Raw genomic sequence first — 23,035 nt, 5'->3', positions numbered from 1 at the left:
TTAACATACTGTTAAATATTGCCGGTTTATTTTTTCATTTACGCCATTATCCCTCGTTTTTATTTTCAGGGAATAACAGCGCATCGCGGAGTAAATGATCGTTACCCCGGCGGCGGGTGAAACCAATGCGGTCGAAATATTCGAGGATTTGAATCGCCAGTTTACGGCCAATATTCAACGTATCACGGAAATCCGCCGCGCAGGTGGATCCACGCTGCAGATCTAATCGGCGGATCAATTGCGCGAATTCAACAATCCGATCGTTGCGATAATAACGATCTTTGACGATCGCCGTAATCATCCCCTGCTGCGCCGCCTGACGTAGCACGGCGCGCATCAGCGACTCTTCAACGTTCAGATCGCGCGCCAGGTCGCGTACCCACCATGGCTCATCGCCAAATAACGAGGCGGCCCGCAGCCAGATAGCTTGCTGTTCATCGGTAAACCCGGCTTTGTGTTCCGGCAGGTGCAACCAGCCGTGGTGGCTTTGAATGACGCCGCTGCCACGCATCTGCTCAATCAGCAGCAGCACCAGTGCTTCATCTTCCATCGGCAACGCGATGCGCCGCAGGCGTTCGCGCCCCGGCCCCGGCTCGTCGCGGTGCTGATCGTGATAGCGGGTTAGCGCGTCGAGCAGTTTATTTTGCCAGCGAGCGGCCAACGGCGTGCTGAGCAAGCTGTTACCAGCCTGCAGGTAGTCCGGACGGTTAATCAATGCCGCCAGGCCATCGGCGCTCAGCTGTCGCGCCCAGGCAAATGCATCGAGACGCACCGCATCGCGCTGCAAATAAATATCCAGCGCCTGAGCGTCGTCGCTTTGCGCTGCCGCCAGCGCATAAAGCCACTGCAGATATTCCGCTTTACGCTTACCGCGGCGCGGCGGATTAAGCGCCACCACCCGCGCGCCGGCCAGCGTCAACCGCGCGGAGATATCGCGCAGCACCAGACGATCGTTATCCGCCAGCCACAGCGGCGTATCCAGGACCAGCTCGGCCAGGTTGCCTTCCAGCAGAGAAACGCGGCCGGTGATATGGCTGGCGGCATGGTGAATATGCAGCGATTGCCACTGGCTTAGCGGCGCGTGGCAAGTGAGCTCGACGATCGCCCGTTCGCAAGGCTCAGCAGGCCGCGCCGAGAGCAGCCAGTCGCCACGGCTGAGATCTTCTTTTTGCGCATCGCCGACGATATTCAGCGCGATGCGCTGCCCGGCTCGCGCCTGTTCAACCGGCTGATTTTGTGCATGCAGACCGCGAACGCGCATCGGCGTATTCGCGCCGGTCAGCCACAGGGTATCGCCGATATGAACCTCGCCGGATAATGCCGTTCCGGTCACCACCAGCCCCGCGCCTTTGACAGTAAAGGCGCGATCCAGTGCCAGGCGAAAACGCTGATGCTGCGGGTGCGCGCGTTCGGCCAGTTGCAGCAAATGACGGCGCAGTTCGGCAATACCCAGGTTTTCCGTCGCCGCGGTGGCAAAGCAATCGACGGCGTCGAATCCTAACTCGCGCAACGTAGATTCAACCTGTGCCTGCACCTCCGCGACTCTTGACGCTTCCACCCGGTCCGTTTTGGTCAACGCGACCGTTAACGTCGGCTTTCCCGTCAGTTGCAAAATGGCCAGATGTTCGCGAGTTTGCGCCATGACGCCGTCATCGCAGGCCACCACTAGCAGTGCGTGATCGATACCGCCCACCCCAGCCAACATGTTGGACAAAAACTTTTCATGCCCGGGAACATCGATAAAACCCAACACCCGGCCATCAGGCTGCGGCCAGTAGGCGTAGCCGAGATCGATAGTCATGCCGCGTGTTTTCTCTTCCGGCAGACGGTCGGCGTTGACGCCGGTAATCGCCTGCAGCAGCGTGGTTTTGCCGTGGTCTACATGTCCGGCGGTGGCAATAATCATCTCAATAACATCTCCATAAACTGGGGTTCATCTGCAAGACAGCGCAGATCCAGCCACAGGCGGCCGTCGTAAATTCTGCCGATTGTCGGAGTCGGCAGCGCGCGCCAGCGGGCGGCCAGCGCTTCCAGCGGGCTACCGCGGCCATCACGCGGGGTAAAGGTTAACGCCGCGCTGGGCAAGCGGTCGACCGGCAGCGAGCCGCTGCCAATCTGCGACAGACACGGCTCAACGCGAACGTCAAAATCGCGATAGTGCGCCGCCAGCGCGGGCTGAATACGTTCGCCCTGCTGGCGAATATCATCCGCGCTGCGGGTCAGCAGGCGTAACGTCGGCAGCTCATTGACCAGCGTTTCAGGATGCAGATACAGGCGCAGCGTGGCCTCCAGGGCCGCCAGCGTCATTTTATCCGCTCGCAGCGCGCGCTTAAGCGGATGACTCTGTAATTTGGCGATCAGCGCCTTGTCGCCGACGATAATACCCGCCTGCGGCCCGCCGAGCAGCTTATCGCCGGAGAAACTGACCAGATTCACGCCCGCAGCAATCAAATCCTGCGGCATCGGCTCTTTCGGCAGCCCGTACTGGCTCAGATCCGCCAGCGAGCCGCTGCCCAGATCGGCCACCACCGGGATTCCCCGTTCGCGGCCAATTTCCGCCAGCGCCGCTTCATCAACCGCTTTGGTAAACCCTTCAATGCTATAGTTGCTGGTATGCACTTTCATCAGCAGAGCCGTCTGCTCGCCAATCGCCTGGCGATAATCGTTGGCGTGGGTGCGGTTGGTGGTGCCCACTTCATGCAGCAGGCATCCGGCCTGACGCATGACATCAGGGATACGAAACGCGCCGCCGATCTCTACCAGCTCGCCGCGCGAGACTACGACTTCTTTGCCGCTGGCCGTCGCCGCCAGCATTAGCAGCACCGCCGCCGCGTTGTTATTCACGATACACGCGTCTTCCGCGCCGGTAATGCGGCGCAATAGATTCGCCAGCGCCCGGTCGCGATGCCCGCGTCCGGCATCGTCGAGGTCGTATTCCAGGGTGACCGGCGCGCGCATCGCCTGCGCGACGGCCTGCACCGCGGCTTCCGCCTGGATCGCGCGCCCCAGATTCGTGTGCAGCACGGTACCCGTCAGGTTGAACACCGGACGCATCGCGCTTTGCTGGCTACGGCTTAGCCGGCTGGCAGTCTCCTGCGGCCAGTCGCTACACCATTCAGGCAATGCCTGCGACTGACGGATAAATTCCCGCGCCTCATCCAGCATCTGACGCAGCAGCGTCACGATTTGCGAATGACCATGCAGGTCGAGCAGCGAAGCGAAAGCAGGATCGCGAAGTAAACGGTCGATGGCCGGAAGCCGGGTATAAAGCGCGCGAGTATCAATAGACATGAGTAAACCTGACGGTAAGTTATTTTCCCCCCTCCGCCCGGGAGAGGGAGTCAACAAGCAGTGGCGATTGTAACGCCTGTGCGAGGGAACTGTTACCTGTCTGGGTCAACTCCTTGGCGGTTCGGTGCGCGCAAAGCTGGCGCGCTGGAACAGCGTTTCCACCAGTTTGACCAGTTTTGGCCGCGTCGCACACCAGCCGGGCGCCACGCGGCGGAAATTTAAGTAGGCAATAGCGCAGGCCGCGGTAATGGTCGCCAGATTCAGTTCACCATTGCGTAACGTACCGTCAGCGACATAGCCTTCCAGCGCATCAAGACCGCGGGTGATTTTTTCCCGCTGCCGCAGCAGTTCGCTTTCCAATTGCTGCGCCGCCGGGCGCGCCTTTTCTCGTACCAGCGCGATCGCCGCCTCCATGATGCCGTCAGACAATGCTTCCAGCTGACGCACCTTCAGTGCCGCTTGCGGATCTGCCGGTAGCATCGGCGGGTCGATACTGAGTCGCTCCAGATATTGCGCAATAATCGGCGAATCAAACCAGCATTCGCCTTCATCAGTCAACAGCGCCGGGACTTTACCCAGCGGGTTGTACTGCGCCACGCCGTTGACGTCGTTATAGGGGAATTCGTTCACAAACTCGAAGGGGATCGCCTTTTCCAGCAAGATGACGGAAATTTTGCGCACAAAGGGACTGGTGTAGCTGCCGATCAGTTTCATTGCCTGCTCCTTTCGCCAACAAAAAGATCAGTATGGTTCAGGCGCAGGCAAAAGGCAGGCGCGACATTGTCTCAACCTGTCGCCGATCGCATTAATGATCGAGATAGAAGTAGTGCATCCAGCGGGTCATGAACGGCAAAAAATGTTCTCTGTGCAAACGAGTTGCAAAATTACATCGCTGGCCGTCAAGTGATGCAGAACCTGCCGTAGATCACAGTGAACGGAATTGAACGCAAAATAATTTGTGATTCAAGTCACAAACAAGCAACAAAACCGCAAAGATAAAATGTGACAAATGTCACATAAAATCACGATCTCATGCCCTTAAATTCAGGTTGTTGTTTTTTTACACACTGATTTTGTGACAAAGATCACTACATATAAGCATAAGACACCTATATTCATGTGATCCAAATCACATAAAAAGCCGTTAACTGGACAGCTTAACGATTCAGTGCCAGATTTCGCACTATCAATCAGGGTCCGGCTACCTCTGCCGCCACATCAACAACAAACCTCGGGCGTCCAGCCTGCGCGATAAGCAAAACAGAAGAAGGGGTGTTTTATGTCATCCGATATCAAGATCAAGGTGCAAAGCTTTGGTCGTTTCCTCAGCAATATGGTGATGCCGAATATCGGCGCGTTTATCGCGTGGGGGATTATCACCGCGTTATTTATTCCAACAGGGTGGTTGCCAAACGAGACACTGGCGAAGCTGGTTGGCCCGATGATCACCTACCTGCTGCCGCTGCTGATCGGTTATACCGGCGGTAAGTTGGTCGGCGGTGAACGAGGCGGCGTCGTTGGCGCCATCACCACCATGGGCGTTATCGTTGGCGCGGATATGCCGATGTTCCTCGGCTCCATGATCGCTGGCCCGCTGGGCGGCTACTGCATCAAAAAATTCGACGCCTGGGTAGACGGTAAGATCAAATCCGGTTTTGAAATGCTGGTGAATAACTTCTCCGCTGGCATCATCGGGATGATCCTTGCCATTCTGGCGTTCCTCGGTATCGGCCCGGCGGTTGAAGTCCTGTCAAAAATTCTGGCGGCTGGCGTTAACTTCATGGTGGCGCACGACATGCTGCCGCTGGCGTCTATCTTTGTTGAACCGGCGAAAATCCTGTTCCTCAACAACGCCATTAACCACGGTATCTTCTCGCCGCTGGGTATTCAGCAGTCCCACGAGCTGGGCAAATCCATCTTCTTCCTGATTGAAGCTAACCCGGGTCCGGGGATGGGCGTCCTGCTGGCGTACATGTTCTTTGGCCGCGGCAGCGCAAAACAGTCTGCGGGCGGTGCGGCAATCATCCACTTCCTGGGCGGTATCCACGAAATTTACTTCCCGTATGTGCTGATGAATCCACGTCTGATTCTGGCCGTTATCCTCGGCGGTATGACTGGCGTGTTCACGCTGACCATCCTCAACGGCGGTCTGGTTTCCCCGGCTTCACCAGGTTCCATTCTGGCAGTGCTGGCGATGACGCCAAAAGGTACCTACTTCGCTAACATCGCCGCCATTATTGCCGCGATGGCGGTCTCCTTCGTCGTCTCTGCCATCCTGCTGAAAACCAGCAAGGTGAAAGAAGAAGACGATATCGAAGCGGCAACTCGTCGTATGCACGATATGAAAGCCGAGTCCAAAGGTGCCGCGACGCCGCTGGCGGCGGGCGATGCTGCCAACGACCTGAGTCACGTCCGTAAAATCATCGTCGCGTGTGACGCCGGTATGGGTTCCAGCGCCATGGGCGCCGGGGTACTGCGTAAGAAAGTACAGGATGCCGGGCTGAGCAACATCTCCGTCACCAACAGCGCGATTAACAACCTGCCGCCGGATGTCGATCTGGTCATTACCCACCGCGACCTGACTGAACGCGCAATGCGCCAGGTTCCGCAGGCACAGCATATTTCGCTGACCAACTTCCTCGACAGCGGTCTGTATACCAGCCTGACCGAGCGTCTGGTGGCGGCACAGCGCCACACTGACAACAAAGAGAAAGTTAACGATAGCCTGAAAGACAGCTTTGATGCAGGTAATTCCAACCTGTTCCAACTGGGTGCTGACAACATCTTCCTCGGTCGCAAAGCGGCCACCAAAGAAGAAGCGATTCGCTTCGCTGGTGAACAGCTGGTGAAAGGCGGATACGTTGAACCGGAATACGTGCAGGCGATGCTTGACCGCGAGAAACTGACGTCAACCTATCTCGGCGAGTCCATCGCAGTCCCGCACGGCACCATTGAAGCGAAAGATCGCGTCCTGAAAACCGGCGTTGTATTTTGCCAGTATCCGGAAGGCGTACGTTTCGGCGAAGAAGAAGATGAAGTCGCGCGTTTGGTTATCGGTATCGCCGCTCGCAACAACGAGCACATCCACGTTATCACCAGCCTGACCAACGCGCTGGATGACGAAACCGTGATTGAACGCCTGGCGAAAACCACCAGCGTTGAAGAAGTGCTGACGCTGCTGAAAGCGTAATCTGTAACCTGGACAAGGCGTTAACGCCGCCATCCGCTCCCCCTCTCTCCATCATGGTGGAGAGAGGGCTCGGTTGAGGGTAGTCCCTCACCCCAGCCCTCTCAGGTAAAAACATTAATTGAAGGTTAATACTATGAAAGCATTACATTTTGGCGCAGGTAATATCGGACGTGGCTTTATTGGCAAACTGCTGGCTGACGCCGGGATCGCCCTCACGTTCGCCGATGTCAATCAGGTCGTCCTTGATGCCCTGAATGCCCGTCATAGCTACCAGGTTCACGTCGTTGGCGAAAATGAGCAGGTCGATACCGTTTCCGGGGTGAATGCCGTGAGCAGCATTGGCGATGACGTAGTGGATCTGATCGCCAGCGTTGACCTGGTGACCACCGCCGTCGGTCCGGTAGTGCTGGAGCGCATCGCGCCGGCGATCGCCAAAGGTCTGGCGAAACGTAAAGCCCAGGGCATCGAACGCCCGCTGAACATCATCGCCTGCGAAAATATGGTACGCGGCACCACGCAACTGAAAGGCCATGTGTTTAACGCGCTGGCGGAAGACGACAAGGCTTGGGTTGAAGCACACGTCGGCTTTGTCGATTCCGCCGTTGACCGTATCGTGCCGCCATCCGCTTCCGCCACCAACGACCCGCTGGAAGTCACCGTGGAGACCTTCAGCGAATGGATCGTCGATAAAACCCAGTTCAAGGGCGAGCTGCCGAACATCCCAGGAATGGAATTAACCGATAACCTGATGGCATTTGTCGAACGTAAGCTATTCACCTTAAACACAGGGCATGCTATAACCGCCTACCTCGGAAAACTGGCTGGCCACCAAACGATTCGCGATGCCATCCTCGATGAGCATATTCGCGCAGTCGTCAAAGGGGCCATGGAAGAGAGCGGTGCGGTGCTGATCAAACGCTACAGCTTTGATGCGCAGAAGCATGCGGCTTATATCCAGAAAATTCTCGGTCGTTTCGAGAACCCGTATCTGAAAGATGATGTGGAACGCGTCGGCCGCCAGCCGCTGCGTAAACTGAGCGCAGGCGATCGCTTGATCAAGCCGCTGCTCGGCACGCTGGAATACGGCCTGCCGCATGTCAACCTGGTGAAAGGGATCGCCGCGGCTATGCATTTCCGCAGCGAAGAAGACCCGCAGGCACTGGAGTTAGCGGCGCTTATCGCCGAGAAAGGCCCGCAGGCCGCGCTGGCGCAGATTTCCGGTCTGGATGCGGCAAGCGCTGTTGTGGTGGAGGCCGTTAACGACTACAACGCGGTAAAATGATGCACAACCTGGCGCGGCCAACGCCGCGCCCACAACACCCCCTGTCCGATATGCAGGCAATAATGGAAGAAACACAGGCATTTGAAAACCGCGTTCTTGAGCGTTTAAATGCTGGTAAGACCGTAAGAAGTTTCCTGATAGCCGCCGTAGAGCTCCTGACGGAGGCGGTCAACATTCTGGTACTTCAGGTATTCCGCAAAGACGATTACGCGGTGAAATACGCAGTGGAGCCATTGCTGGACGGCAGTGGACCGCTGGGCGACCTTTCCGTACGCCTGAAGCTGATCTACGGCCTTGGGGTGATAAGCCGCGCCGAATACGAAGATGCCGAGCTGCTGATGGCCCTACGCGAAGAGCTGAATCACGATGGCAACGAGTACGCCTTTACCGATGATGAAATCCTCGGGCCGCTAGGCGAGCTACACTGCGTCGCCGCGCTGCCACCGACGCCGCTGTTCGACGAAAGCGATGCGGAACTGCTGGCAATGCAGAAACTGCGCTACCAGCAGGTTGTACGTTCTACGATGGTGTTGTCCCTGACTGAGCTGATTTCCCGAATCAGCTTAAAAAAAGCCTTCCAGAAATCAACGCTCTGATTCCGCTTCTGCCTGGTCGCATGTCGGCCGGTACAACTGCCGATAATAGTCCAGACGACTTAGAAACAGCTCCTCTTTATCCGTTGGAATATCACCCGGTATCCGCTGTAAGCGCGGGCACTTTTTCAGATACTCCATAAATGCCTGGCTCGAGGCCATAAAATCTATCGTTTTATCGATAATACGTGGTACGCCGTCGCCGATTTTCGCCATCACGCTCTCCTCTGCTCGGGGGGGATCTTATTAAGGATTGGCTAAAAAGAGGGGGGAAGTTAAGGAAAACGTGCTTAATCGCTGACAGGCTTCACAGAAATGAAAAACAGACCGCTTTAAACAATAATTACATTATTATTCAAGTTGTTAATATGAATAAGGTCTCATGCTTGCGGCAGCCAGGCCGCGAGTTTTTCGATAAATAACTATCAACAACGGCACGCCCGGCACATACTATGTCACGTCGAAGCCCTTTTATTCACAGATAAAATTACCATGAAAGAAGTCGAAAAGAATGAAATCAAGCGTTTGAGCGACCGTCTCGACGCTATCCGCCACCAGCAGGCCGACCTGTCTCTGGTCGAAGCCGCTGAGAAATACGCGGAGCTGGAAAAAGAAAAAGCAACCCTGGAAACGGAAATCGAACGCCTGCGTTCCGTCCAGAGCCAGAAGCTGAGCAAAGAAGCGCAGAAGCTGATGAGCATGCCGCACCGCCGCGCCATCACCAGGAAAGAGCAGGCCGATATGGGCAAGCTGAAGAAAAGCGTGCGCGGGCTGGTTATCGTTCACCCGATGACCGCGCTGGGCCGCGAAATGGGCCTCAAAGAGATGACTGGCTTCGCAAAGAGCGAGTTTTAATCTTTTCGTTGTGAGTTCGTAGCCGTCTGTTCCCCGGCGGCGCTACGCTGACCGGGCTACGGGCTCACAGCCGTACCCTTTCCCCAAATTGGTCCAACCAATTATTTCTTAAACCGTCAATCGGTTCACATATCCATCAATTCACATTACAAACACGTTGCCACGCCATAACATTTGATTAACCATCAGTTGTCGTTAATCCTACAATCGCAATTTGGCTGGGCCAATTTTACAAACAATGTGATCGGCAATGGGCGTAGACCCAACCTGATACATTCGATGTGGCCCAATGGAGACCTGCATGAACCTCTGGCAACAAAACTACGACCCGGCTGGAAACATTTGGCTTTCCAGCCTGATCGCCTCACTTCCGATTCTGTTTTTCTTTTTCGCCCTGATTAAGCTCAAACTTAAAGGGTACATTGCTGCCACCTGGACCGTCGCTATCGCGCTGCTGGTCGCCCTGCTGTTCTACAAAATGCCGGTCGACCACGCCCTGGCCTCCGTGGTGTACGGCTTTTTCTACGGCCTGTGGCCTATCGCGTGGATTATTATTGCCGCGGTCTTTGTCTATAAAATTTCGGTGAAAACCGGGCAGTTCGACATTATCCGCTCGTCGATTCTGTCGATTACCCCTGACCAGCGTTTGCAAATGCTGATCGTCGGCTTTTCCTTCGGCGCGTTCCTCGAAGGAGCCGCCGGTTTTGGCGCACCGGTGGCGATTACCGCCGCGCTGCTGGTTGGTCTCGGCTTTAACCCGCTGTACGCCGCCGGGTTATGCCTGATCGTCAACACCGCGCCAGTGGCCTTTGGCGCCATGGGGATCCCGATTCTGGTCGCCGGACAAGTTACCGGCATCGACAGTTTCACCATCGGCCAGATGGTCGGCCGTCAGTTGCCGTTCATGACCATTATCGTGCTGTTCTGGATCATGGCGATTATGGACGGCTGGCGCGGCGTGAAAGAGACCTGGCCCGCGGTGATCGTCGCTGGCGGTTCGTTCGCCATCGCGCAGTATCTCAGCTCTAACTTCCTCGGCCCGGAACTGCCGGATATTATCTCTTCGCTGGCATCGCTGGTGTGTCTGACCCTGTTCCTCAAACGCTGGCAGCCGGTACGCATCTTCCGCTTTGGCGATATGGGCGCCTCACAGGTCGATCAAACGCTAGCCCGTACCCATTACACCGCCGGTCAGGTGGTGCGCGCCTGGTCGCCGTTCCTGTTCCTCACCGCCACCGTCACCCTGTGGAGCGTGCCGCCGTTTAAAGCCCTCTTCGCGCCAGGCGGGGCGATGTATGATTTCGTGATCAACATTTCGGTACCGTTCCTCGACAAAATGGTCGCCCGCATGCCGCCCGTGGTCAGCGAAGCAACGCCATATGCCGCGGTATATAAATTCGACTGGCTGTCGGCAACCGGCACCGCCATTCTGTTCGCCGCTATACTGTCTATCGTCTGGCTGCGTATGAAGCCGAAAGATGCGATCGCCACCTTTGCCGGGACGCTGAAAGATCTGGCGCTGCCGATCTACTCCATCGGCATGGTGCTGGCGTTCGCCTTTATTTCAAACTACTCCGGGCTGTCGTCGACGCTGGCCCTCGCACTGGCGCACACCGGCCACGCGTTTACCTTCTTCTCGCCGTTCCTCGGCTGGCTGGGGGTATTCCTCACCGGATCGGATACCTCGTCTAACGCGTTGTTCGCCGCATTGCAGGCGACGGCAGCGCAACAAATCGGCGTTTCCGATATTCTGCTGGTCGCCGCCAATACCTCCGGCGGGGTAACCGGCAAGATGATTTCGCCGCAGTCGATCGCCATTGCCTGCGCCGCGGTGGGCCTGGTGGGTAAAGAGTCGGATCTGTTCCGCTTTACCGTGAAGCACAGCCTGATATTCACCTGCATGGTGGGCCTGATTACCACGCTGCAGGCATATGTCTTAACCTGGATGATTCCGTGATAGTGATGCCGAAACGCCTGGCCGATGATGTCGCAAACCGCGTCCGGGCGCTGATTGAAGAACAACAACTGGAGGCGGGCATGCGTTTGCCCGCCGAACGCCAGCTAGCCGCCCAGCTCGGCGTCTCGCGCAATTCGCTGCGCGAGGCGCTGGCGATGCTGGTGAACGAAGGGGTGCTGCTTAGCCGTCGCGGCGGCGGCACCTTCGTGCGTTGGCAGCACGACCCCTGGTCGGAGCAAAACATCGTACAGCCGCTGAAAACGCTGCTTGCCGACGACCCCGACTACAGTTTCGATATTCTCGAAGCCCGCCATGCCATCGAAGCCAGCACTGCCTGGCACGCGGCGATGCGGGCGACCGATGCCGAAAAAGAAAAAATTCGCCTCTGCTTTGAGGCCACCCTCAGCGATGACCCGGACCTCGCTTCACAGGCGGATGTCCGCTTCCACCTGGCGATCGCCGAAGCATCGCACAATGTGGTGCTGCTGCAAACCATGCGCGGTTTCTTCGAACTCCTGCAATCCTCGGTGAAACAGAGCCGCCAGCGGATGTATCTGGTACCGCCAGTCTTTGCACGCCTGACCGAACAACATCAGGCGGTCATGGAAGCGATATTCGCCGGCGACGCCGAAGGCGCTCGTCAGGCGATGATGGCCCACCTCGGTTTCGTTCACGCCACCATTAAACACTTTGATGAAGACCAGGCCCGCCAGGCGCGTATCACCCGCCTGCCCGGCGACCACAATGAAAATTCCAGGGAGAACTCGTGATGATTATTTCCGCCGCCAGCGACTATCGCGCCGCCGCACAGCGAATCCTGCCACCGTTTCTGTTCCACTACATCGACGGCGGCGCCTATGCCGAACATACCTTGCGCCGTAACGTTGAGGACCTCTCCGACGTGGCGCTCCGTCAGCGTATCCTGCGCAATATGTCGGACCTGAGCCTGGAAACGACCTTATTCAATGAGAAGCTGGCAATGCCGACGGCACTGGCGCCGGTTGGACTGTGCGGTATGTACGCACGCCGCGGTGAAGTGCAGGCGGCGGGCGCGGCGGACGACAAAGGCATCCCATTTACCCTGTCTACCGTTTCCGTCTGCCCGATTGAAGAGGTCGCCCCGACCATCAAGCGCCCGATGTGGTTCCAACTGTATGTCCTGCGCGACCGCGGCTTTATGCGCAATGCGCTGGAGCGCGCCAAAGCAGCGGGCTGCTCAACGCTGGTCTTCACCGTGGATATGCCGACGCCCGGCGCTCGCTACCGCGACGCCCATTCCGGGATGAGCGGTCCGAACGCCGCGATGCGCCGCTACTGGCAGGCGGCCACCCATCCGCAGTGGGCGTGGGACGTCGGCCTTAACGGTCGCCCGCACGATCTGGGTAATATCTCCGCTTACCTCGGTAAACCGACCGGTCTTGAGGATTACATCGGCTGGCTGGCGAATAACTTCGATCCGTCGATTTCCTGGAAAGACCTGGAGTGGATCCGCGATTTTTGGGACGGCCCGATGGTGATCAAAGGGATCCTCGATCCAGAAGATGCCCGCGATGCAGTACGCTTTGGCGCTGACGGCATTGTGGTCTCCAACCACGGCGGCCGCCAGCTTGATGGCGTGCTCTCTTCCGCGCGCGCCCTGCCGGCGATTGCCGATGCGGTCAAAGGCGATATTACCATCCTCGCCGACAGCGGTATTCGTAACGGTCTCGACGTCGTGCGGATGATCGCCCTTGGCGCCGATAGCGTGCTGTTGGGCCGCGCCTATCTGTATGCGTTGGCAACCCACGGCAAACAGGGGGTGGCGAATCTGCTGAACCTGATTGAGAAAGAGATGAAGGTGGCAATGACCCTGACCGGGGCAAAAACCATTAGCGAAATCAGCCGTGATTCGCTGGTGCAGAACGCCGAAGCGCTGCAGACGTTTCATGCGCTAAAGCAGGATAGCGCCGCTTAATTTCCTCGCCCGGCGCTTTCCCGCAGGGTGAGAGCCGGGCAAATATCTGCTATTCTGCCCGCGCAATGAAGAGCCTCATGAGACAGGGCAGTATGCTGAACATCGTATTATTCGAACCAGAAATCCCGCCGAACACCGGCAATATTATCCGCCTGTGCGCCAACACCGGCTTCAATCTGCATATCATTGAACCGATGGGCTTCGCCTGGGACGATAAGCGCCTGAGACGCGCCGGGCTGGACTATCACGAGTTCACCGCCGTACAGCGCCATGCAGATTACGCGGCGTTTGTCGCCAGCGCGAATCCACAGCGTCTGTTCGCTCTGACCACCAAAGGCACGCCCGCCCACAGCGCGGTAAGCTATCAGGATGGCGATTTTTTGATGTTTGGTCCGGAAACTCGCGGCCTGCCGGCCAGCATTCTCGATGCCCTACCGGCGGAGCAAAAAATCCGTATTCCGATGATGCCGGACAGCCGCAGCATGAATCTGTCAAACGCGGTGTCGGTCGTGGTATACGAGGCCTGGCGCCAGCTGGGATACCAGGGCGCCGTGTTGCGCAGCTAACCTGAGCGGTTCCCGGATTGCGGCGCGTTGCGCCTTATCCGGGCTACATCTCTGAGCTTAACGGCGGCAAATGGCAATAATTCAAATCCCGTCGCCGTACTCGAAGGTATGGTGTATCCCATTAAAATGCTGATCCATATCCATCGCGGGCTTATCGCTCTCCGGCTTGCCGACGATACGCGCCGGTACGCCTGCGGCGGTGGTATGCGGCGGAACCGGCTGCAGCACCACAGAACCCGCGCCAATCTTCGCGCCGCGCCCCACTTCGATATTGCCGAGGATCTTCGCCCCAGCGCCAATCATCACGCCTTCGCGAATTTTCGGGTGACGGTCGCCGCTGGTTTTACCGGTACCGCCGAGGGTGACGGATTGCAGAATCGATACGTCGTCTTCGATAACCGCCGTTTCGCCGACCACGATGCCAGTGGCGTGGTCCAGCATGATCCCACGGCCAATCTTCGCCGCCGGGTGAATATCAACCTGGAAAGAGACCGAAACCTGATTCTGCAGGAAAATCGCCAGCGCGCGGCGCCCCTGGTTCCACAGCCAATGACCAATGCGATAGGCCTGCAACGCGTGGAAGCCCTTCAGGTACAGCAGCGGCGTGGAATATTTATCGACCGCCGGGTCGCGGGTGCGCACGGCCTGAATATCGCAGGCGGCGGAGGCGATCATCTCCGGGTCGGCAGCGTAGGCCTCTTCCACCACTTCGCGAATGGCGATAGCCGGCATAATCGGCGAGGCCAGCTTGTTGGCCAGCATATAGCTCAGGGCGCTGCCCAGGTTTTCGTGCTTGAGTAACGTTGCGTGGTAAAAACTGGCGAGCATCGGCTCACAGTCCGCCAGGGCCCGGGCTTCGGCTTTAATATTGTTCCAGACGATATCCAGTTCTTCACACGGCATTGCATACTCCAGACGATAAGAATTATGACCGGCCAGTTCTTCGCTGACCGGGTCATTCAGGTGACAGACTTTCCCTGCGGCTAGTTGGCGCTGCGTTCGTCCTTGCGTGCGCGACCTAATAAGGTCAATGCTGCCTCGCGCGCAATTTTTCCGCAATACAATACCTGATAAATTTCCTCGGTTATTGGCATTTCGACACCTAAACGCTGCGCGAGAACGCGAACCTCTTTGGTATTGCGATAACCTTCAACCACCTGGCCAATCTGGTCCTGAGCGCTTTGCACGTCCATGCCCTGTCCGAGCATCAAGCCGAAGCGGCGATTTCGCGATTGGTTATCAGTGCAGGTCAGCACCAGGTCGCCCAGCCCCGCCATCCCCATGAAGGTTTCCGGATCGGCGCCCAGCGCCGCCCCGAGGCGGGACATTTCCACCAGCCCGCGGGTGATCAGCGCCGTACGCGCATTCGCGCCGAAGCCGATACCGTCAGACATCCCGGCGCCAATGGCGATCACGTTTTTCACCGCGCCGCCGAGCTGCACGCCGATAAAGTCCGGGTTGATGTAAACGCGAAAGCTTTTGCCGCAGTGCAGCAAGCGCTGTAGATCGTCAGCAAATTGCGGATCCGTCGCCGCCAGGGAAATCGCCGTCGGCAAGCCGGCGGCCAGCTCTTTGGCGAAAGTCGGGCCGGAGATCACCGCCAGCGGGATAGCATCGCCCAGCGCTTCACGCGCGACGTCCTGCAGCAGGCGGCCAGTTTCGGCCTCAAGGCCTTTCGTCGCCCACACCAGACGCGCGTCAGGGCGCATCAGCGGTTTAATTTGCCCCAGCACCTGACCGAAGACGTGGCTCGGCACCACCACGAGAATATCGCGACTGGCGGCCAGCGCCGTCGCTAAATCGCTCTCAAGGCGCAGCGTATCCGGGAAAGGGACATCAGGGAGGAAAGCGGCGTTGCAGCGATCGTGTTGCAGCGTCGCGATATGTTTCGGGTCATGGCCCCAGAGGACAACCTCGTGGCCATTTCTTGCCAGGGTGATGGCAAGAGCGGTGCCGTAAGAACCGGCACCGATCACAGTCATTGCAGCATTAAGCGCGTTCATCAGGCATCCTGATGTTGTTCAGCACCTTCGCCAGCCTGCTGTTGCAGATAGTTCATAAACAGCGCGTCAAAGTTCACCGGCGCAAGGTTCAGTTGCGGGAAGGTACCGCGGGAAACCAGGCTGGTGACGCATTCGCGAGCATACGGGAACAGGATGTTCGGGCAGTATGCGCCGAGGCAATGGGCCATCTGGTTGCCATCGATGCCCTCGATGGAGAAGATGCCGCCCTGCTGTACTTCGCACAGGAATGCGGTTTCTTCGCCCAGCGAAGCGGTTACGGTGACACGCAGCACCACTTCATAAACACCTTCAGCCAGCTGGCTGGAAGCGGTATCCAGATCAAGTTTAACTTCAGGCTGCCAATCTTTCTGGAAAACTTGCGGCGCATTCGGCGCTTCGAAGGAAACGTCCTTGGTGTAGATGCGCTGAATCTGGAAAGTCATTTCGGTGCTGTTTTGTTCTGACATAGTAAAACCCTTTCGTGTTGTCCTTAAATACGCCGCCCCGGGACGGGGAAAACGCAAAAATTAGCGCAAGAGGGGATCAAGTCCACCACGTGAATCAAGCGCATACAAGTCGTCACAGCCGCCAATGTGCTGCGCATCAATAAAAATCTGCGGAACCGTCGTCCGGCCGCTGCGCTGGATCATCTCTTCACGCTTCGCAGCATCGCCATCGATAGGCAGTTCGTTGAATGTCACGCCTTTGCTGTTCAACAGCGCTTTCGCGCGCACGCAGAACGGGCAGGTCGCTTTGGTATAGATCTCAATATTGGCCATGACTCACTCCTGTTTTTACCCCGAGGGATTTTACGCCGCAGACGCTCCCCCGCCGCCTGAGAGGTTATCGGGGGAACCGCTGCGCCATAACGACGCGGGGGTAAATTATTTGCCGCGAACCAGAGGCAGGTTTTCGCCGCTCCAGCCTGCGATGCCTTCTTTCAGTACAAAGACTTTTTCGAATCCGGCTTTATTCAGCGCGCTGGCAGGTTCTTGCGCCTGCATACCGGACCCATCAACAACTATAATGGGTTGTGCTTTGTGCTTTTCCAACTCGCCGACGTTATTTGCTTTGATATCAGCGGGCAGCAGGTTGATGGCGCCTGCAATATGGCCTTTACGGAAGTCGTCACGCTGACGCAGGTCGACAACAACGGCTTCTTCTTTGTTGATAAGACGCGTCGCTTCACCACGGGTAATGACTCTAACTTTCGACATCAACCCTTTAAAGGTGGTGAACAGTACCGCACCCAGCAGCGCGATCCACGCGATGCTCAGGACCGGGTGACGGCCGATGAATTGCATAATTTCTTGCATGGGGGGTTACAACTCCCGACTAAGTGATAAAAAAACCAGGGAAGGAGTATACCTGTGCATTGCGGCAAATACAGCCAGTGAGCGCGATGTAATGTATTTTCTGCGGCCCGTCACGAAAAAAAAGCCGTCTTCACCGTCGGCTCTGGCGTCGCCCCTTCTCTTTCTTTGATCTTTTACGGTGATTTGATCGATTCAGCTGTAGTAAAATTACGCAAATTTTCTGTCTTTGAGCATGAGGTTGTCGCAATGTCGGTTTCTAAAAAACCTATGGTACTGGTGATTCTGGATGGCTACGGCTACCGAGAAGACCAGCAGGATAACGCCATTTTCAGCGCTAAAACGCCGGTAATGGACGCACTGTGGGCTAAACGTCCGCACACCCTGATTGACGCATCCGGTCTGGAAGTCGGTCTGCCTGACCGCCAGATGGGCAACTCCGAAGTGGGTCACGTTAACCTCGGCGCGGGCCGTATCGTGTACCAGGACCTAACCCGTCTGGATGTTGAAATCAAAGAACGCACCTTCTTTGCCAACCCGGTACTGACTGGCGCGGTCGACAACGCCGCTGCCGCAGGCAAAGCGGTACATATCATGGGCCTGATGTCCCCTGGCGGCGTTCACAGCCACGAAGATCACATCATGGCGATGGTCGAGCTGGCCGCTGAGCGCGGCGCGGAGAAAATCTACCTGCACGCTTTCCTGGATGGCCGCGACACCCCGCCGCGTAGCGCTGAAGCGACGCTGGCGAAATTCGAAGCCAAATTCACCGCGCTGGGCAAAGGCCGCATCGCGTCTATCATCGGCCGCTACTACGCGATGGACCGCGACAACCGTTGGGATCGCGTGGAACAAGCCTATGATCTGATGACGCTGGCAAAAGGCGAATTCCAGGCCGATACCGCGGTTGCCGGTCTGCAGGCGGCCTACGCCCGTGATGAAAACGACGAATTCGTTAAAGCGACCGTTATCCGCGCCGCAGGCCAGGCCGATGCGGCGATGGAAGACGGCGACGCGCTGATCTTCATGAACTTCCGCGCCGACCGCGCGCGCGAAATCACCCGCGCCTTCGTTAACGCCGACTTCGACGGCTTCGCCCGCAAGAAAGTGGTTAACCTCGACTTCGTGATGCTGACCGAATACGCCGCAGACATCAAAGTGGCCTGCGCTTACCCGCCGACATCTCTGGTTAACACCCTGGGTGAGTGGATGGCGAAGCACGACAAAACTCAGCTGCGCATCTCTGAAACCGAGAAATACGCGCATGTTACCTTCTTCTTTAACGGCGGCGTAGAAGACCCGTTCAAAGGCGAAGACCGCATCCTGATTAACTCGCCGAAAGTGGCGACCTACGATCTGCAGCCGGAAATGAGCTCTGCCGAGCTGACCGAAAAACTGGTGGCGGCGATCAAAGGCGGCCAGTATGACACCATCATCTGCAACTACCCGAACGGCGATATGGTGGGACACACCGGCGTGATGGAAGCGGCGGTGAAAGCGGTTGAAGCGCTGGATCACTGTATCGAACAGGTAGCTCATGCCGTTGAATCCGTCGGCGGCCAGTTGCTGATCACCGCAGACCACGGCAACGCAGAGCAAATGCGCGATCCAGCGACCGGTCAGGCGCACACCGCGCACACTAACCTACCGGTTCCGCTGATCTACGTTGGCGACAAAAACGTGAAAGTAGCCGAAGGCGGCAAGCTTTCCGACATCGCGCCAACCATGTTGTCGCTGATGGGAATGGAAATCCCGCAAGAGATGACTGGCAAGCCGCTGTTCATCGTGGAATAATCCTTCCCCATGAGGGGAAAGGCGACTTATTCAATTACATGGATCGCAACGGCTGTTCGATCCGTTCTTTACGCCAGCGCGCTTAGCGCTGGCGTATTGCTGTGCGCCACATCCGCTCACGCCGATGATCGCGACCAGTTGAAATCCATTCAGGCCGATATCGCCGCCAAACAGCGCGCGATTCAGCAGCAACAACAGCAACGCTCTTCCCTGCTCGCGCAGCTGAAAGCGCAGGAAGAGGCGATCTCCGCTGCCGCACGTAAGCTTCGTGAAACCCAGGACACGCTGAACCAGCTCAATAAGCAGATCGACGACATGAATGCGTCTATCGCCAAACTGGAGCGCCAGCGCGCCTCGCAGGAGCGTAATCTGGCCGCCCAGTTGGATGCCGCCTTCCGCCAGGGGCCGCACACCGGCATGCAGATGATCCTCAGCGGCGAAGAAGGGCAGCGTAACCAGCGCCTGCAGGCCTATTTCGGTTACTTCAACCAGGCCCGCCAGGAGACTATCGCCCAGCTTAAGCAGACGCGCGAAGAAGTCGCGGTGCAAAAATCAATGCTGGAAGAAAAGCAAAGCCAGCAACAGACGCTGGTTTACGAGCAAAAAGCGCAGCAAGCCAAGCTTGAACAGGCGCGTAACGAGCGTAAAAAGACGCTCTCCAGCCTTGAATCCTCCATCCAGAAAGGCCAACAGCAGCTCAGCGAAATGCGGGCCAACGAATCGCGCCTGCGCGGCCGCATCGCCCAGGCAGAAGCGGCAGCCAAAGCCCGCGCCGATCGTGAAGCTCGCGATGCCCAGGCAGTGCACGACCGTCAGCAGGAAGCCTCCCGTAAAGGCACAACCTATAAACCAACCGAAAGCGAACGTTCGCTGATGTCGCGAACCGGCGGCCTCGGCGCGCCGCGCGGGCAGGCCTTCTGGCCGGTACGCGGAACAATTCTTCATCGTTATGGCGAACAGCTGCAAGGTGAACTACGTTGGAAAGGAATGGTTATCGCGGCGTCTGAAGGCACCGAGGTCAAAGCCATTGCCGATGGTCGGGTGATCCTCGCCGACTGGCTGCAGGGTTACGGCCTGGTCGTAGTCGTTGAACACGGCAAAGGCGACATGAGTCTTTACGGCTATAACCAAAGCGCGCTGGTCAGCGTCGGTACTCAGGTCCGCGCGGGCCAGGCTATCGCGCTCGTAGGCAGCAGCGGCGGTCAGGGTCGTCCGTCACTCTATTTCGAAATTCGCCGCCAGGGTCAGGCGGTCAATCCACAGCCGTGGTTGGGAAGATAAGTTTTGCTTCAATTTCGCATGATTGCACTTGCTGTAGCCGGTTCGCTGGCTACGGCGGCGCCGGTTTTCGCCGGCAAACTCTCTATCGTCATCGATGATTTCGGCTATCGTCCGCAAACGGAAAACCAGGTACTGGCGCTGCCGCCCACGATTTCCGTCGCCGTGTTGCCAAACGCGCCCCACGCCCGGGAAATGGCGACCAAAGCACATAACCTGGGTCATGAAGTGCTGATCCACTTGCCGATGGCGCCAATCAGTAAACAGCCGTTGGAAAAAGACACCCTACGCCCGGATATGAGCAGCGCCGAGATCGAGCGCATCATCCGCGAAGCCTACGGCAAAGTGCCGTACGCCGTAGGGCTGAACAACCATATGGGCAGCGCCATGACTTCTAACCTGTTCGGCATGCAGAAGGTGATGCAGGCGCTGGAGCGCTACAACCTCTATTTCCTCGATAGCGTCACCATCGGCAATACCCAAGCTATGCGAGCCGCGCAGGGCACCGGTGTGAAGGTCATCAAGCGTAAGGTGTTCCTTGACGATACACAGAATGAGGCGGATATCCGCAACCAGTTCAACCGCGCCATCGCGCTGGCGCGCCGCAACGGCTCAGCCATTGCCATTGGCCATCCGCATCCTTCGACGGTGCGGGTGTTGCAGCAGATGGTGTACAGCCTGCCGCCGGATATTACGCTGGTGCGCCCGAGCAGCCTGTTGAACGAGCCGCAGGTCGATAACTCAACGCCGGGCAACGCCCTGCCGCCTGCGCAGAATGTGCCGCAGCAGCAGAAACCGCGTAACCCGTTCCACGGCGTGAAGTACTGCAAGCCTAAGCGCCCGCTGGATCCGGTGAATGCCAGTCGCTTCTTTAACATTCTCAGCGAAAGTATCAGCCAGAGCGCGCTGGTACAGTATTATCAGTTAAAATGGCAAGGCTGGGATAGCCCCACCAACTAGTTCTGCTCAGGGATCCGTGCGCTTCTCCGTCACGGTTCCCTGCTGCCTGCTATCATGGGCATACCAGGCTTTGAAATACTTCATAAAGCTATACAAGGTGGCGTATAACCCGGTTACCGCCCCGACCTTGCCGTTACGCCACGCCCCGCTGAACAGATACCACTTAAAAAACGCGCCGATCGCGCTAATAATCCCGCGACTAATTGACGGCCTGACCTTCTGCGTCTTCACCAGGCGGGTGGTATAGCTATTGAGCTTGTTAAACACCTCATGCAGAGAATAAAAGGTATCGTGGCGGACAGCTCCCGGCAGCCTGGTGGACGTCAGGTGGCCAACGACCTGGTCGTCCACCGGGCGCAGGTTAAACGCGGCCTGACGGCGGTTGAAGAGGCGTACCGGATAATCGGGTGATGAGACGGGATAAATCGTTCGCACCTGTTCGCCAAGCACGAACCAGTAACGCGACAGGCGCCACGCGCAGCTGGGATCCGGCTCATCTCCCGCTTTAAGCGCCTGAATCGCCGCGACAACTTCTTGATCAAGAATTTCATCGCTATCCATGCACAGCACCCAGTCATGAGTCGCCAGCGACGTCGCATAGTTCATCTGCGCGCCATGAGCGGCGTACGGGTGATGGTGGACCGTTAAACCAAACTGCTGGCATATTCGCAACGTCTCATCCGTGCTTCCGGAATCAACGACAATAAACTCATCCGCCACCCGCAACAGAGGTGGCAATACTTCCCGTAATAAGCGGGCTGAATTACAGGTAAGCAAGCATACTGAGAGCTTAAACATAGTGTTTATAAGGGTAAACGGAGATTAAACAAACTGTATAAACGAATAAGCAAAAAATCGATGTATAAATAGTGCGATGGCGATGAGAGATCGTAAAAATGTTATCTAAATCTAAATAAAAAGCGCCCGCAGGCGCTTTAAGTATTGATGAAAAGGCCAGCGTGAAGCTTAATCCCAGCTCAGCACCACTTTGCCAGACTGGCCGGAGCGCATCGCATCGAAACCTTTCTGGAAGTCGTCAATGCCGAAACGGTGGGTGATGATCGGTGAAAGATCCAGACCAGACTGGATCAGCGCCGCCATCTTGTACCAGGTTTCGAACATTTCACGTCCGTAAATTCCTTTGATGAACAGCCCCTTAAAGATAACCTTGGTCCAGTCGATAGACATATCCGACGGCGGGATCCCCAGCATCGCAATACGACCGCCGTGGTTCATGGTATCGAGCATGGTGCGGAACGCCGGCGGCGCGCCGGACATCTCCAGACCGACGTCAAAGCCTTCGGTCATCCCCAACTCCGCCATCACATCGTTGAGATTTTCTTTGGCCACGTTGACCGCGCGGGTAACGCCCATTTTGCGCGCCAGTTCCAGACGGTATTCGTTAACATCGGTAATCACGACATTGCGCGCGCCGACATGTTTCGCCACCGCTGCCGCCATCACGCCGATCGGGCCGGCGCCGGAAACCAGCACATCTTCGCCGACCAGGTCGAAGGAGAGCGCGGTATGCACGGCGTTGCCGAACGGGTCGAAGATGGACGCCAGGTCGTCAGAGATATTGTCCGGGATTTTAAAAGCGTTAAAGGCCGGGATCACCAGATATTCCGCGAAACAACCCGGGCGGTTGACGCCCACGCCGATGGTATTACGGCACAGATGCGTGCGCCCGCCGCGGCAGTTACGGCAGTGTCCACAGGTAATATGCCCTTCGCCGGAAACACGATCGCCAAGCTTAAATCCGCGCACCTCCTGGCCGATACCCACCACTTCCCCCACGTACTCATGCCCTACCACCATCGGTACCGGGATAGTTTTCTGCGACCATTCATCCCAGTTGTAGATGTGCACGTCGGTACCGCAAATCGCGGTTTTACGGATTTTAATCAGCAGATCGTTATGGCCGACTTCCGGTTCCGGTACGTCGGTCATCCAGATGCCTTCTTCCGCTTTCAGTTTGGATAACGCTTTCATCTTGCAC

The 23,035-nt window shown here is 57.2% G+C and carries 22 protein-coding genes; 11 read left to right on the top strand and 11 right to left on the bottom strand.

Translation table 11 applies throughout. The features are described from left to right. Nucleotides 1-46 precede the first annotated feature (46 nt). From selB to PYR66_00705, 3 genes are all read right to left on the bottom strand, one after another. Entirely contained in the window at nucleotides 47-1,906 is a 1,860-nt protein-coding gene (selB, locus tag PYR66_00715) for a selenocysteine-specific translation elongation factor (protein WEF28293.1), read from the bottom strand. Beyond that, complete coding sequence (gene selA / locus PYR66_00710; protein ID WEF28292.1) at nucleotides 1,903-3,291, bottom strand: L-seryl-tRNA(Sec) selenium transferase; 1,389 nt, start codon at nucleotides 3,289-3,291, stop codon at nucleotides 1,903-1,905. The genes selB and selA overlap by 4 nt, the downstream gene beginning before the upstream one ends. Before the next feature lie 105 nt (nucleotides 3,292-3,396). After that, nucleotides 3,397-4,005 carry a glutathione S-transferase gene (locus PYR66_00705; GenBank protein ID WEF28291.1) on the bottom strand — a complete coding sequence of 203 codons (609 nt, stop codon included), beginning with the start codon at nucleotides 4,003-4,005 and terminating at the stop codon, nucleotides 3,397-3,399. Between the two features lie 565 nt (nucleotides 4,006-4,570). Between PYR66_00705 and mtlA the strand changes: the two genes are divergently transcribed. The 3 genes from mtlA (at nucleotide 4,571) to mtlR (ending at nucleotide 8,359) form a co-directional block, all read left to right on the top strand. Beyond that, on the top strand, nucleotides 4,571-6,481 hold the full coding sequence (mtlA, locus tag PYR66_00700) for a PTS mannitol transporter subunit IICBA (GenBank protein WEF28290.1): 1,911 nt from the start codon (nucleotides 4,571-4,573) through the stop codon (nucleotides 6,479-6,481). A gap of 133 nt (nucleotides 6,482-6,614) precedes the next feature. After that, on the top strand, nucleotides 6,615-7,763 hold the full coding sequence (gene mtlD, locus PYR66_00695) for a mannitol-1-phosphate 5-dehydrogenase (protein WEF28289.1): 1,149 nt from the start codon (nucleotides 6,615-6,617) through the stop codon (nucleotides 7,761-7,763). Further along, entirely contained in the window at nucleotides 7,763-8,359 is a 597-nt protein-coding gene (gene mtlR / locus PYR66_00690; protein ID WEF30544.1) for a mannitol operon repressor MtlR, read from the top strand. The genes mtlD and mtlR overlap by 1 nt, the downstream gene beginning before the upstream one ends. Here mtlR and PYR66_00685 read toward each other — a convergent pair. Beyond that, a complete protein-coding gene (locus tag PYR66_00685; protein WEF28288.1) occupies nucleotides 8,348-8,572 on the bottom strand; it encodes a hypothetical protein in 225 nt (74 codons plus the stop codon). The two genes, mtlR and PYR66_00685, sit on opposite strands and share 12 nt — an antisense overlap. A 276-nt stretch (nucleotides 8,573-8,848) precedes the next feature. Here PYR66_00685 and PYR66_00680 point away from each other — a divergent pair, with 276 nt between their 5' ends. From PYR66_00680 to trmL, 5 genes are all read left to right on the top strand, one after another. Continuing rightward, the gene (locus PYR66_00680) at nucleotides 8,849-9,211 is read left to right on the top strand and encodes a YibL family ribosome-associated protein (protein ID WEF28287.1); all 363 of its coding nucleotides are present in this window, start codon (nucleotides 8,849-8,851) and stop codon (nucleotides 9,209-9,211) included. 301 nt (nucleotides 9,212-9,512) lie between these two features. Then, nucleotides 9,513-11,168, top strand: coding sequence for an L-lactate permease (gene lldP / locus PYR66_00675; GenBank protein ID WEF28286.1), 1,656 nt, complete (start codon nucleotides 9,513-9,515; stop codon nucleotides 11,166-11,168). Further along, complete coding sequence (gene lldR / locus PYR66_00670; GenBank protein ID WEF28285.1) at nucleotides 11,165-11,938, top strand: transcriptional regulator LldR; 774 nt, start codon at nucleotides 11,165-11,167, stop codon at nucleotides 11,936-11,938. The genes lldP and lldR overlap by 4 nt, the downstream gene beginning before the upstream one ends. Further along, the gene (lldD, locus tag PYR66_00665) at nucleotides 11,938-13,122 is read left to right on the top strand and encodes an FMN-dependent L-lactate dehydrogenase LldD (GenBank protein WEF30543.1); all 1,185 of its coding nucleotides are present in this window, start codon (nucleotides 11,938-11,940) and stop codon (nucleotides 13,120-13,122) included. The genes lldR and lldD overlap by 1 nt, the downstream gene beginning before the upstream one ends. Nucleotides 13,123-13,214: 92 nt before the next feature. After that, on the top strand, nucleotides 13,215-13,688 hold the full coding sequence (trmL, locus tag PYR66_00660; protein ID WEF28284.1) for a tRNA (uridine(34)/cytosine(34)/5-carboxymethylaminomethyluridine(34)-2'-O)-methyltransferase TrmL: 474 nt from the start codon (nucleotides 13,215-13,217) through the stop codon (nucleotides 13,686-13,688). 81 nt (nucleotides 13,689-13,769) lie between these two features. Here trmL and cysE read toward each other — a convergent pair whose 3' ends face one another. The 5 genes from cysE to PYR66_00635 all read right to left on the bottom strand — a co-directional run bounded on the left by cysE (nucleotide 13,770) and on the right by PYR66_00635 (nucleotide 17,007). Then, nucleotides 13,770-14,591, bottom strand: a complete 822-nt coding sequence (cysE, locus tag PYR66_00655; GenBank protein WEF28283.1) for a serine O-acetyltransferase — start codon at nucleotides 14,589-14,591, stop codon at nucleotides 13,770-13,772. A gap of 80 nt (nucleotides 14,592-14,671) precedes the next feature. Next, nucleotides 14,672-15,691, bottom strand: coding sequence for an NAD(P)H-dependent glycerol-3-phosphate dehydrogenase (gene gpsA, locus PYR66_00650; GenBank protein ID WEF28282.1), 1,020 nt, complete (start codon nucleotides 15,689-15,691; stop codon nucleotides 14,672-14,674). Continuing rightward, nucleotides 15,691-16,158, bottom strand: a complete 468-nt coding sequence (gene secB, locus PYR66_00645) for a protein-export chaperone SecB (GenBank protein WEF28281.1) — start codon at nucleotides 16,156-16,158, stop codon at nucleotides 15,691-15,693. Before secB ends, gpsA begins: the two co-directional genes overlap by 1 nt. A 60-nt stretch (nucleotides 16,159-16,218) precedes the next feature. Beyond that, nucleotides 16,219-16,470, bottom strand: coding sequence for a glutaredoxin 3 (grxC, locus tag PYR66_00640; protein WEF28280.1), 252 nt, complete (start codon nucleotides 16,468-16,470; stop codon nucleotides 16,219-16,221). A gap of 105 nt (nucleotides 16,471-16,575) precedes the next feature. After that, entirely contained in the window at nucleotides 16,576-17,007 is a 432-nt protein-coding gene (locus PYR66_00635) for a rhodanese-like domain-containing protein (protein ID WEF28279.1), read from the bottom strand. A gap of 246 nt (nucleotides 17,008-17,253) precedes the next feature. Here PYR66_00635 and gpmM point away from each other — a divergent pair, with 246 nt between their 5' ends. Genes gpmM through PYR66_00620 form a run of 3 tightly spaced genes read left to right on the top strand, consistent with a single transcriptional unit; the run spans nucleotide 17,254 to nucleotide 21,036 of the window. Further along, complete coding sequence (gene gpmM, locus PYR66_00630; GenBank protein ID WEF28278.1) at nucleotides 17,254-18,798, top strand: 2,3-bisphosphoglycerate-independent phosphoglycerate mutase; 1,545 nt, start codon at nucleotides 17,254-17,256, stop codon at nucleotides 18,796-18,798. A 9-nt stretch (nucleotides 18,799-18,807) separates the two neighbouring features. Then, nucleotides 18,808-20,079, top strand: coding sequence for a murein hydrolase activator EnvC (gene envC / locus PYR66_00625; protein ID WEF28277.1), 1,272 nt, complete (start codon nucleotides 18,808-18,810; stop codon nucleotides 20,077-20,079). A 3-nt stretch (nucleotides 20,080-20,082) separates the two neighbouring features. Next, a complete protein-coding gene (locus PYR66_00620) occupies nucleotides 20,083-21,036 on the top strand; it encodes a divergent polysaccharide deacetylase family protein (GenBank protein WEF28276.1) in 954 nt (317 codons plus the stop codon). Nucleotides 21,037-21,042: 6 nt separating this feature from the next. Here PYR66_00620 and PYR66_00615 read toward each other — a convergent pair whose 3' ends face one another. Together PYR66_00615 and tdh are read right to left on the bottom strand one after the other, a co-directional pair. Continuing rightward, nucleotides 21,043-21,834, bottom strand: a complete 792-nt coding sequence (locus PYR66_00615) for a glycosyltransferase family 2 protein (protein ID WEF28275.1) — start codon at nucleotides 21,832-21,834, stop codon at nucleotides 21,043-21,045. Nucleotides 21,835-22,002: 168 nt separating this feature from the next. Then, entirely contained in the window at nucleotides 22,003-23,028 is a 1,026-nt protein-coding gene (gene tdh / locus PYR66_00610) for an L-threonine 3-dehydrogenase (GenBank protein WEF28274.1), read from the bottom strand. Nucleotides 23,029-23,035 lie beyond the last annotated feature (7 nt).

Origin of the sequence: Klebsiella aerogenes (genome assembly GCA_029027985.1) — a bacterium.
Classification (GTDB): Bacteria; Pseudomonadota; Gammaproteobacteria; order Enterobacterales; family Enterobacteriaceae; genus Klebsiella; species Klebsiella aerogenes_A.
The sequence above is the reverse complement of the archived record's forward strand: the minus strand, read 5'-3'. Positions and strand labels throughout refer to the sequence as shown.